Here is a 10843-nt window from a genome sequence, read left to right as displayed (position 1 = left end):
GCCAAGGGTGGCGAGGCGGCTTTCCTCGCGGGGAACGTCGAAGACGGGGGGTACGCCGAAGAGTTGGTGAAGCTTGCGGAGTCGCGCTTTGGCGGCCTCGACGGCGCTTTCAACAATGCTGGTGTCACGGGAGAAATGAGACCAATCCCCGACATGGCAGACAGCAATTGGCATAAGGTGATGGCGGTAAACCTCAATAGCGGGTTCTATGCAGCCAAGTTCCAGATTCCCGCGATGCGCAAACGCGGTGGCGGTTCGATTGTGTTCACCTCCTCGTTCGTGGGACACACAATCGGTTTGCCCGGCATGGGGGCCTACGCCGCTGCAAAGGCGGGGCTTATCGGCATGACTCAGGTTCTGGCGGCAGAACATGGGCCAGAAAACATCCGCGTGAACGCGCTCCTCCCGGGAGGCACGATGACGCCCATGGCCGGTGATGACGCGGGTTTTCATGAAGTCGTGCGCGGTTTCCACGCGCTCAAGCGCATGGCAGAGCCGTCCGAAATCGCCAACGCAGCTTTGTTCTTGCTTTCCGATCACGCTTCTTTCGTGACCGGCAGCGCCATGATCGCCGATGGGGGAAACTCCATAAACAAACTGTAGAACGGCAAACCGGACACCGGGGAAAAACCCCCAGGGTCCGGTTCGGTCCGCATAGCCGCCGCCGTTGGCCCGGTGCAGCGCCATCGACGCGCCAAGCGGTCAGATCGACGCGAAAAGAGCCCAAAACCGCCATTGAACATGGGGGAACAGTCCGCGTATCAGGCATTCCTGGTTCGATCAGGAGCAAGGGTTCAATGCAGCCACCCCCGGATGACGCTTGGGAACCATGGTCCCCGAATGAGCTGTTTGCCCGTCTGGGTGGATCCAACACCGCCTGGTATGTCGTAGGCGGTTGGGCACTGGACCTTTGGCACGGCGAGCCAACCCGTGCGCATGAAGACCTGGAGTTCTCGGTGCCAGCCAGCCAGGCTCAACACTATCGCGGCATCCTGTCGGATCTGGAGTTCTTCACCGTGAAGGATGGCAGGTTTGATCATCTTCCCCCGGGCGCAACACTGCCCATAGATGTCTGGCAGCAGTGGGGCGCGGATATTGGCGCAGGGCGTTGGCGCGTCGACATGATGGTCGATCGGGGATCGCCGGATGTGTGGATCTACAAGCGCGATCCATCTTTAACCCTGCCGCGAGCCAAAGCCATACGTGCAACAGCCGGTGGCATCCGGTATCTGGCACCGCAAATCGTTCTGCTCTTCAAAGCTAAGCACGCCCGCGAGAAAGATCACGGGGACTTCCGCAATGCCTTGCCTCGGCTGAACTCCAGCGAGAAATCCTCCCTATGCCGCTGGCTGGAGGTGCTGCATCCGGGGCATACCTGGATACAAGCACTTCAACCCGGCTGACCGGCAGCTCCGTCCCGCATAACGGCCGTCATCTGGCTCCGTCCAGCGGCACGGGCGGGTGGAGCGGCCAGATCGACGCACAGAGCCCTTAGCCGTCATTCGGCTGTCGTGGTCTCTTCAATAAATCTCGCGATGCCGGGCACAAGCGCCTCATGCAAGGGCAGGGCGGAATCCACATATGTAGAATATGGATTTCCTGCGACCGACGTTTTCAGCATGTGCGTTCCCCCGGCAAGGTTCAGGCGGTGAGCATCCGGCAGGGCGGCTTCGAGCAGATCAGCATCGTGAGGGCGAACCTGCATGTCTTCATTTCCCTGTACGATCAGCGCGGGCCCCCCCCATTCCTTGGCAATCTTCACTGGGTCATGGGAGAATAGGTCGATCATGTAGCGCTGAAGTCCTGCGGAGAAGAGCGGTTGAAGAACCGGCGTCACGGAGACCGGGTTGCGGCTCTTGCCCGCTTCGAGACCGGCCACGAGGTCCCTGAGTTCTGGCATCAGGGGCTCATTGGCTGGATTGGCCTCGAACTGCTCGATCATAAGCTGTCCTATAGGGCGTCCCGATGCCGCCAAAAGGATTAAGCCGCAAAGGTCTTCTGGCGCGCCTTGCGCGGCCATAAGGGCCACAAGTCCGCCTTCGGAGTGCCCCGCAAGCCAGACGCAAGGTGCGAGGCGGGAAGTATAGGCTACCCAGTTGCGGGCATCCTGAGCATAAGCCTCGATAGTTACATCGTCGGGATCGGATATCGCCCCGGCACTTCCGTAAAAGCCCCTCTTGTCAATGCGCAACGATGCGATCCCCTGTTCGGCCAAGCCTTCGCCCAGCATTCTGTAGGCATCCGTCGAGAGACCCATCGGTGGCGCGTTTCCATCCCGGTCTATCGGACCCGATCCAGGAATGATGATGACGGCATCTGAAGCCCCTTCGACGGCGATCATTTCCGCCTCAAGTGGTCCCTGCGGCCCTGGAATGTGGACCGGTTCAGCCATTGTCAGTACAGGGAATAACAGCGGAAGAAGGAAGAGTGAGCGCATGAAACCCTCCGGTAGACTGCGGATACCTGTAAGCAATTTGGCTATATCCGGCAATGTCCGCTCCGACCCGCATAACTGCTCGCTCCAGCCTTGGCACAGAGCGGGCGGCCAGATCGGCGCTCAAAGCCCAATCAACAATCGCCCGACTCAAAAGAACCGGGTATCAACGGGACATGGCAACGCCTTCGTACATCCTTCATTTGCGCCGGAAAATTGGCCATGATCTACTGATGGTACCATCAGTCGCGGCGGTAATTCGTGACGAGCAGGACCGTCTTCTGCTTCAGCGAAAAGCCGGAACCGAGGGTTGGAGCCTGCCAGCTGGCGCAATCGACCGGGGGAGCCGCCCGAACAGGCTCTAAGGCGCGAAGTCTTTGAAGAAACGGGCTTTAAGTTACTAGCCGTATCTCTAACTGGCGCGTTTGGAGGAGAGGCTTTCAGGCACACATACCCAAATGGGGACCAAGTTGAGTACACTGTACTCCTGTACCGTTGTGACGTTCAGTTTCCGGCGGAACCGCCGACGGACAAAGAAACCGTTGAACTGGGCTACTTCGATGCAACTGATATGCCGCCCTTGGCTTTGCCCTATCCCAAAGCCGCTCTATTCGACTGACCGCATCGTCCCGCATATTTCATCGCGGCGCTTGACGACGGTCGAAGGCGTACATTCCGCCGCCAACCGCAACCCTCTCCGACGTTCAATAATCTTGCATTATCGGACATGTTGCTAGGCTCAGCGGCATGGAGGTCGTGTAGTTTCATGGGTGCATTCAGCCGCAATCAGCCCTCTCGCCCTCGAAGTTTCCTTAATCGGCGGACCGGGCTCTTGCTCAATATACAGACTCGTTCTTCACGGGCGTCAGGCATCACGACCGGCAGCAAAATTCATATTACCACAGGCAGGGGAACTGGCATCGCTTCCTGCAGAAACCGGTCTGCGGACCATCCTGATATACACCCCCCGCAGGGCCAAGCCCTGCGGGGGCATGACATCAAGCTGGAGGAGGTTAGTCTTGGAGCCTGGTAGTCAACTGGGCCTGTAACTCTGGATCCGTTTGAGCGAGTTGCAGAATTTCAATGTAGCGATCAACGCCGATATTGGGGGCGTCTTCGACGGCCTGGGCCATTTCAACCTGCGCTTCGCCTATAATAGCCTGTTTTTCAGCGTCGCCACTGGCGTCCTGAAGGCGGGTGCCATAGCCCTGTTCGATGGCGGTGACCTCCTTGTAGGCAACGACAAAAGCGTCGAGCTCGAGATCTGACACCGTCGCTGGGGCTATCGTCTGTTGTGCCGTGGCGGGAGCCACAGCGATCGACGTGGCCGCGATCATCGCGGCTGTGACTGCGGTGGCAAGTAACTTCGCGTTGGTCATTTCAAACCTTTCTTCAAGTTTCGTACTCCGGGCTCAACCTAATAGCTTGTCCCTTGAGCGCAAACCGGGGTTGCGGATACCTGCCGACGCGGAATCTGGTGGCCGAACCGAGAGAGGCTAAAATTCGCCGCCGCCTGCGGCAGTTCGTGAAGTCGTGTTGAACAATCCGGAGGCTGAGGTACTTTGCACTTGTGACTTTTGCATCTTGCCAAATCGACGCCATTGACGTCACGGCCCCGCACACCGCCGCCTGTGGCCTGCCCTTTCATCGAAGGGGCCGTCATCTTAAGGACATGATACTAGGACTTGCTTTGTCGCTTTTTGCGGCCGTAGTCGTCTATGCCGATGAAATACAGGGCTGGGTGCCTGAAGCGATCATCCTGCCCGATGACGCAGAGGTGGTCATGAACCGGGAAATCGGTTCAAGTATACGAATGTTCTCGTTCAGCACACACGCCGATGTAAGAACGTTGTTCAGAGACTGGTCTGCCGCGCTCGAAGAGAGCCAATACAGTGTGCGGCCGCAGCAAAGCGAGTTTGACGAGGCAGCGATTGAATTTTCAGGCGAAGACATTCTGAACGCAAAAATCGCGGCCGGCGTGATCAATGGAGATGAGCCGGTTGTGATTACCTTTGATGCGACGCTGAAGTAGGTGCAACTCGCGCCATGTTGCGCTCCGGGTGGTGGATTCATAGACATCAGCCAACTTTGCGCAGGCCCGGTCTTTCTGTCAGCGCCAAAAATGCGGCCGCATCAGGCGGGCCACCTCGGCTATGACCGGCGTCGCAATCATTTCCGTTTCCCCGACACTTTCCCTGAACGTTTGACTTCCCGCCCCGCCTGTATACACTGTAAGACAACGTATTTACTTCATCTCTCCCCCATGAGAACCATGCCAACCACACCCTTCACCGCACGCATCGACCAGGACCTGAAGGCCGAGCTCGAGCAGATCGCCCGTTATGAACGGCGTTCGGCAGGTTTCATTGCTGGTCAAGCTATCCGCAATCTGGTGGAAGAGCGCCGCGCCACCCGTGAGCTCATCGAGACCGGGCTGAAGCTGGTGGAAATGGGAGCCCCTGCCCTGTCTTCGCAGGAGTTTCATTCGTGGCTGGAGGGCGACGAAGACGCTGCCTTCCCGCGCACCTGAGCCTGCTCCGAAGCAGCCAGTATGAGAATCCAGTACCTTCTCACCGTTGAAGCCGGAGCCCGTTGGTTTCGCAGCTACTACCGCCGAAACCCGCAACTTGATTTCCGCAAGGCGACTGCAGCGCTTCGCGTTGCCGAACAGACCCTCAGCGAGTTCCCCCTTGCCGGAGAGCGCTTCGAGGAGCGCGAGGACGTCCGCGAGCAACACATCTTGGGGACACCGTTTTCCTTGCTGTACACGATCGCCCGGGACACCATCTGGATCATCGACCTTCGGGACACACGAGGGCTGCGAAGCGCCGATGCGCTCTTGCTGTTCTCGCGCGAGCTGCGCTCATGCTTTAAGATCGAACACTAAATGATTGCTACACAGCCTGCCCTAGCGGCTGTCCTGAAGGTCGGAACGCGGTGCGCGAAGAAGAGGCCACCTAACGCACATACTGCGAGCTCATGTCTCTGGCCACCGCCCAGCGGGCCAGTCCCGTGCTGTGTGGATCACCCGAACGATTGCTATGGCTTCGCCAGTTACACTGGCTGTGATCGCATAGGCGATGATGTACGGTAATCGCGTCACCGACTTTTCATATGTGCCAGTAACACGGCCAGGCCTGCCGGTCGGAACTTCCGAAAGCGCTGCCGCTGCATTGCTGATCACGTCCGCCACGCGCTGCGCTGCGGTCGGATTTTCTGCTGCGATGTAAGATACTTGCGCCTTAAGATCGTCCAGAGCGTCCCTAGACCAGATTACGCTGCGCTTCACGCTTTCCCGCCTCGAGTGGCATCAATTGCCATCCGGAGTTCTTCCGTCGCCGCGTCATGCGAAACAACGCGCCCAGCGGCGAGATCTGCAAGGCCGCGCTGGATTCCGTCGATAATATCCAGTTCACGGGAAACATAGGCTTCCACAGCTTCACTTGCGAGAAAGGACCTGCTGCGCCGTGTGTCCTGCGCGAGGCGCCCCAGCTTGTCCTTCACCTCAGAGCTGATGCGAATTGTCATAGTGGTGCTGACCGACATAGAAGCCTCCTGTACCTGAATGTGCACATATAAGCACACTTCAGTACGAAAGCAATGCGACTGCGCGGGATAGCTTTCATGAACGTCGCTCTTTAACCTTAAAGTTAAAGTTAACTATATAGTTATATCTGATGATAATGTTAATGTTGACTTTATAGACAAAACAACGCAGACACGACCTATGTTTGTAATTACCTTCGCAAACCCGAAAGGCGGATCGGGCAAAACCACATCCGCCATGTTGCTTGCCGAGCAGATCGCCCTTTCGGGCGGCCGCGTTTCCATTCTCGACCTGGACCCGAATGCCAACATACTTGCGTGGGCAAAGGGGCGTGTAGAGGCGGGCAGGAACGTACCTTTTGCCGTTCATACCCGCCCACAGGCCGAGGATACCGTGGCCTTGATTGACGGCATGGAAGCAGAGGCCGATTACCTCATCATTGACCTTGAGGGATCAAAAGATCAGATCGTCACATTTGCCTTATCTCGTACAGATCTGTGCATCATCCCGATGGACGGCTCACCGATGGAGGCGCGGCAGGCGGCTCAGGCTGTGCGCCTTGTAGAAACAACATCCCGGATGATCAGAAGCCCAATCGCCTACACCCTGCTCTTTGCGCGCACGAATGCTGCCTTCCTGACGACCGACGAAAGAGACGTACGGCAGGAAATGGAGTCAAATAACATTAACACCTTGCCCGTTCGTATTGCGCGCCGTGCGCCCTACACCCGGATATTCCGGGACAGCGTGCTGCTTGCGGAACTGCCGGATTTGGTGGCCGAGGAAATGAAGGGGAAAACGGCATCAGCGACGGATAAAGCGCAAAAGCAGGTCGCGTCTGCTATCGAAAACGCCCGCGATTATGCGCAGGCAGTGATTGATACCCTTATGAAGACGAGGGCGGCATGAGTGGAAAATATGGATTTGGAGGCGGCATCGAGCTTCCTAAAACGGACACCCCCAAGCCCCGGATTGCGCTCGACCAAGGAGCGCTGAAGGACGCCGTGGAAGCAGGCACAACGCTTGGCTTTGTGAGCCGCGAAGCTACTGTCGCTAAACGCAGGCCTGGACCAAAGCGCACCGAAGCGCAGGATAAGGTTTCGATCCCAGGGCCGAAGCGCGTAATTGACCAGTTTAGGGCATTCTGCACCGAACAGAATGTCACTCTCTGGGAAGGACTGGACCTTCTCTTGCAGGGCAGGGGACGCTAGGGTCAGGACCCATTGAACTTGATCTGTCGGCATGATTCAGGCTCCGCAAGGAGACTGACCGATGAGCAACCTTTTCTGGCTGACGGACGCACAGATGACGCGTCTGGAGCCGTTCTTTCCCAAGAGCCATGGCAAGCCGCGCGTCGATGACCGGCGTGTCCTGAGCGGCATAATCTTCATCAATCGCAACGGTTTGCGGTGGTGCGATGCGCCCAAGGAGTATGGGCCACCCAAGACGCTCTACAACCGCTGGAAGCGGTGGGGCGACAAGGGCATCTTCGCCCGGATGATGGAAGGGCTGGCCTCCGAAGCGGGCGTTCCGAAGACGGTGATGATCGACGCGACCTATCTGAAGGCGCACCGCACGGCGACCAGCCTGCGGTCGAAAAAGGGGGGCCTGGCGACCAGCGAGGCCGTCTGATCGGCCGCACCAAAGGTGGCATGAACACCAAGCTGCATGCCGTCACAGATGCTGAGGGACGGCCGATCCGGCTTTTTATGACTGCAGGTCAGGTCAGATGGAGTGGTTGCCGCCCTCCCTAGACGGCATCGCAATGTGCCAAGGTCGTGGTGTTCAACGCCACGCGCAGAGGAGGACGGCGAGATGAAGAATATGATGATCGGGGTCGATCTGGCAAAGGCAGTTTTCCAAGTTCATGGCGCCCTTCCAACAGGGGAGGTCCAGTTCCGCAAGAAGCTGTCGCGGAAGCAATTCCCCGCGTTCATGGCGCAGCAAGAGTCCAGCATGGTGATTTTCGAGGCGTGCGGCAGCGCACATTTTTGGGCCCGTGAGATGGAAGCTCTTGGGCACGAAGTAAAGCTGATCGCACCACAATACGTGCGCCCCTTTGTGAAGCGGCAGAAAAATGATGCGGCCGATGCTGAGGCGATTGTCATCGCGGCACGCCAGCCTGAGATGCGTTTCGTGGAACCCAAAACAGTCGATCAGCAGTCTTGCGCGGCGGTCTTCCGCGGCCGGGAACGCCTGGTGCATCAGCGGACCGCCGATGTGAACGCACTACGGGCTCTGCTGTATGAGCACGGCTATGTGTTTCCTGTCGGCATGTCCCACCTCAATCGTATGACGGCGCTTGTGCAGGATGAGACTGCCGACTTGCACACGCTGATCCGAGAAGAGTGCTTGGATCTACTCGCGCAGATTGCAGAGAAAACTGCGCGTATCATTGAACGCACCACGAAGCTCAAGACGCTGGCCGCCGAGTCAGACAGAGCCCGTCGGCTACAGACGATGCCGGGTGTTGGACCGCTGACGGCCGTTGCAGTCGAAGCGTTCGGTCCCGACATGGCGGAATTCAAGACTGGACGCAACTTTGCGGCCTGGTTGGGTCTTGTGCCTCGGCAACATTCTTCTGGAGGCAAGGAGCGTCTTGGTCGCATGACCAAGGCTGGTCAGACCGATATTCGACGCCTGTTGATCATCGGTGCAATGTCGCGACTGAACTGGCTCGGACAGCGAACCATTGTGGAGGGTAGCTGGCTGTCACGTATGTTGATGCGCAAACCCAAGATGCTCGTCGCGATCGCACTGGCCAATAAGATGGCCCGCCAGATCTGGGCGATGCTGACAAAGAACAGAGATTACAGAGATCCGGCGATAGTGGTCGTGGCATAATGCTTATGTCGAACCGCTAGTGCCGGTGCCGAGGGGAGAGTGAGAAGACGACGACCTGAATGGGCAAAATGATCGAACAGATCTGGATTGGGAAGACCAGTTAGTCGCTACGAGCAATGAGCTCGAAAGTCAGATTTGGACCCAATCTGCTGATCACCATCCCGGCCCGCGGCTTCTGGAAACGCCGCATTATGAAGGCCTCACAGAAGTTCGCACTCGATTACACGCTAACACGGTCGAAAACTTCTTGCACTACGGGCGGCAACCACAGAAGCGACTACACTGGCGCTGCTGCCCTGCTCGGGTCCCTGCCAAAGGCGGAATGGCTGCTGGCTGATCGCGGCTATGATGCCGACTGGTTCAGAGATGCGTTGAAAGACAAAGGGATAAGGCCCTGCATCCCGGGCCGGAAGTCGCGCGGCAATCCAATCAAGCACGACAAGCGCCGCTACAAACGCCGCAACCGCATCGAGATCATGTTCGGCCGACTGAAAGACTGGCGACGTGTGGCCACCCGATACGACAGATGCCCGAAGGTCTTCCTCTCCGCCGTAGCCCTCGCCGCTGTCGTCATGTTCTGGCTATGAAACAAGAACGAGTCCAGACCCTAGGGCCGTCCCCGTCGCTCAAACCACTTTTTGCAGAAACCCAGGAATGCCTTATCGGGATTCTTGGGCGCATCAAGCCCACCGTCAGCCATCCAGCTCCGCCACTCGCTCTCAAGAACGTATACGTCCCAACCCGGGGCGGTTTGGCGCGCTTCGGCTAAGGTCTCTGGACTGACCCTAACGGATGCAAAGCTTGGCACGCCCGCAGTTTGCTGGTCTTCCAGCATTGTCCCACGGTTGATGAAAGTGATCATATCTTCGTCCATCTGGACGCCATAGTCTGGGATGTGTGCATGCTCTTTGTCATGCTCTACAATGTTCTGGATCAAGCGCCGAAACTCCCGCAGCGTCGATGAAGATCCGCATTTTCTCTGAAGAACGGGCAGGGTGATCCGCCATTCTTTCTTCTGCCCGCAATGCTTGCGCGCCAGCTCATACAGGCGGCGTTCAATCGGCTTCCGCAGGCGAAAATAGTCGCGATGAAAAGTAAGGACTTCCTTGGCCCGGATCGCGTTAAATACCCAATCCGAAAGCTGGACTTCGATCTCTTGCATACGCCCGTCGCGGGTCTGCCGTATGATCCTTGCCCGGTCTATGATGCTGAAAATGTCGAGCTGTTCTGTTTCTCCGGTTACGATGTTCGTTTCAATCTGCGTGCCCTGAAGTCGGACCAAAGCGCTGCGCAAAGCATCGTAGCCACGGCCATCCGTAACGCGGTTTGTTGCCTTCAGGAAGTCGTACGCCTTCATTCTCAGAGTCTTGGACGGCGTTTTGCCGTCATTTATCGCGGCCATCAGTTGACTGATACAGTAGATCAGGACATCGCGGTCATGGATGGTCGCCAACCCTTCAGCAGAAGGCTTCACTTCCACAAAGTTCTTGCCGGACTCATCTTCGTATCTGCGGATACGATGATCAGGCTTGGTCGAAAGCGAAAAAATAGGGTGTGCCATCGAGGCCATATCCCCTTTGGGAGCGGCATCAAAAATATCACAAATGAACAAGTCTGCCTGTTCGAGACGATCAGGCAGAAGCGGAGATTTGGTTTCGTTCGTGATTTCACCCACCATACGCCTACTTTCGTGATTTCACCCACGCCGTCAAGACCCTTCGTGATTTCACACACGGCAAGGGCACTTTCGTGATTTTACACACGTTTCTTCGTGACTCTGCACACGCTCTTTCGTGACTCTGCACACAGGGCAGCTCTAATAAATCATATATATCAGTTGCTTAAGCACACTTATCCACAACGTAACACCTATTTTAACACCATATAACACTCAAAACCGTCAGATTTTTTTGGCCATTCAATCCCCATAGAAAACGCAGGCCAGGCGACCACTGGAGTTTTCCTTCAGCCACTCTCCACCAAAAATCCCGCAAGCAGCCTCGTTGTCAGCCCCAAAC

13 protein-coding genes and 1 pseudogene are annotated in these 10843 nt (G+C 57.1%); 9 read left to right on the top strand and 5 right to left on the bottom strand.

Annotated elements, in window-relative coordinates:
- Both J2X53_RS22150 and J2X53_RS22145 read left to right on the top strand, forming a co-directional pair.
- On the top strand, window positions 1-603 hold a 603-nt coding region (locus J2X53_RS22150; RefSeq protein WP_349039661.1), incomplete at its 5' end, for an SDR family oxidoreductase.
- 194 nt (window positions 604-797) lie between these two features.
- Complete coding sequence (locus J2X53_RS22145; protein ID WP_349039660.1) at window positions 798-1403, top strand: amino acid transporter; 606 nt, start codon at window positions 798-800, stop codon at window positions 1401-1403.
- 95 nt (window positions 1404-1498) lie between these two features.
- Here the strand turns inward: J2X53_RS22145 and J2X53_RS22140 are convergent, their stop codons facing one another.
- Both J2X53_RS22140 and J2X53_RS22135 read right to left on the bottom strand, forming a co-directional pair.
- Window positions 1499-2437 carry an alpha/beta fold hydrolase gene (locus J2X53_RS22140; RefSeq protein WP_349039659.1) on the bottom strand — a complete coding sequence of 313 codons (939 nt, stop codon included), beginning with the start codon at window positions 2435-2437 and terminating at the stop codon, window positions 1499-1501.
- A gap of 1010 nt (window positions 2438-3447) precedes the next feature.
- Window positions 3448-3813, bottom strand: coding sequence for a DUF4168 domain-containing protein (locus J2X53_RS22135; protein ID WP_349039658.1), 366 nt, complete (start codon window positions 3811-3813; stop codon window positions 3448-3450).
- 293 nt (window positions 3814-4106) lie between these two features.
- Between J2X53_RS22135 and J2X53_RS22130 the strand changes: the two genes are divergently transcribed.
- The 3 genes from J2X53_RS22130 (at window position 4107) to J2X53_RS22120 (ending at window position 5321) form a co-directional block, all read left to right on the top strand.
- Window positions 4107-4466: a hypothetical protein gene (locus J2X53_RS22130; RefSeq protein ID WP_349039657.1), complete on the top strand. Its 360-nt coding sequence runs from the start codon at window positions 4107-4109 to the stop codon at window positions 4464-4466.
- A 240-nt stretch (window positions 4467-4706) separates the two neighbouring features.
- Entirely contained in the window at window positions 4707-4964 is a 258-nt protein-coding gene (locus J2X53_RS22125; protein WP_349039656.1) for a ribbon-helix-helix domain-containing protein, read from the top strand.
- Window positions 4965-4985: 21 nt separating this feature from the next.
- Window positions 4986-5321 (top strand): hypothetical protein, encoded by a 336-nt coding sequence (locus J2X53_RS22120; protein WP_349039655.1) that lies wholly within the window; start codon window positions 4986-4988, stop codon window positions 5319-5321.
- A 90-nt stretch (window positions 5322-5411) separates the two neighbouring features.
- On the opposite strand, the gene J2X53_RS22115 is transcribed toward J2X53_RS22120, so the two are convergent.
- The gene (locus tag J2X53_RS22115) at window positions 5412-5723 is read right to left on the bottom strand and encodes a type II toxin-antitoxin system RelE/ParE family toxin (RefSeq protein WP_349039654.1); all 312 of its coding nucleotides are present in this window, start codon (window positions 5721-5723) and stop codon (window positions 5412-5414) included.
- A complete protein-coding gene (locus J2X53_RS22110; protein ID WP_349039653.1) occupies window positions 5720-5980 on the bottom strand; it encodes a CopG family ribbon-helix-helix protein in 261 nt (86 codons plus the stop codon). The genes J2X53_RS22115 and J2X53_RS22110 overlap by 4 nt, the downstream gene beginning before the upstream one ends.
- 181 nt (window positions 5981-6161) lie before the next feature.
- On the opposite strand from J2X53_RS22110, the gene J2X53_RS22105 reads away from it, so the two are divergent.
- The 4 genes and pseudogenes from J2X53_RS22105 (at window position 6162) to J2X53_RS22090 (ending at window position 9412) form a co-directional block, all read left to right on the top strand.
- Window positions 6162-6890, top strand: a complete 729-nt coding sequence (locus J2X53_RS22105; RefSeq protein WP_349039652.1) for a ParA family protein — start codon at window positions 6162-6164, stop codon at window positions 6888-6890.
- Window positions 6891-7253: 363 nt separating this feature from the next.
- Window positions 7254-7708 (top strand): annotated as a pseudogene (locus J2X53_RS22100) (IS5 family transposase); the annotation flags it as partial.
- Window positions 7709-7796: 88 nt separating this feature from the next.
- Window positions 7797-8825, top strand: coding sequence for an IS110 family transposase (locus tag J2X53_RS22095; protein ID WP_349039651.1), 1029 nt, complete (start codon window positions 7797-7799; stop codon window positions 8823-8825).
- A 116-nt stretch (window positions 8826-8941) separates the two neighbouring features.
- The gene (locus J2X53_RS22090) at window positions 8942-9412 is read left to right on the top strand and encodes an IS5 family transposase (RefSeq protein ID WP_349039650.1); all 471 of its coding nucleotides are present in this window, start codon (window positions 8942-8944) and stop codon (window positions 9410-9412) included.
- A 20-nt stretch (window positions 9413-9432) separates the two neighbouring features.
- Here the strand turns inward: J2X53_RS22090 and J2X53_RS22085 are convergent, their stop codons facing one another.
- Window positions 9433-10503, bottom strand: a complete 1071-nt coding sequence (locus tag J2X53_RS22085; protein WP_349039649.1) for a replication initiator protein A — start codon at window positions 10501-10503, stop codon at window positions 9433-9435.
- Between the last annotated feature and the right edge of the window lie 340 nt (window positions 10504-10843).

Source organism: Pseudotabrizicola sp. 4114 (assembly GCF_031457365.1).
Taxonomy (GTDB): Bacteria; Pseudomonadota; Alphaproteobacteria; order Rhodobacterales; family Rhodobacteraceae; genus Pseudotabrizicola.
The sequence above is the reverse complement of the archived record's forward strand: the minus strand, read 5'-3'. Positions and strand labels throughout refer to the sequence as shown.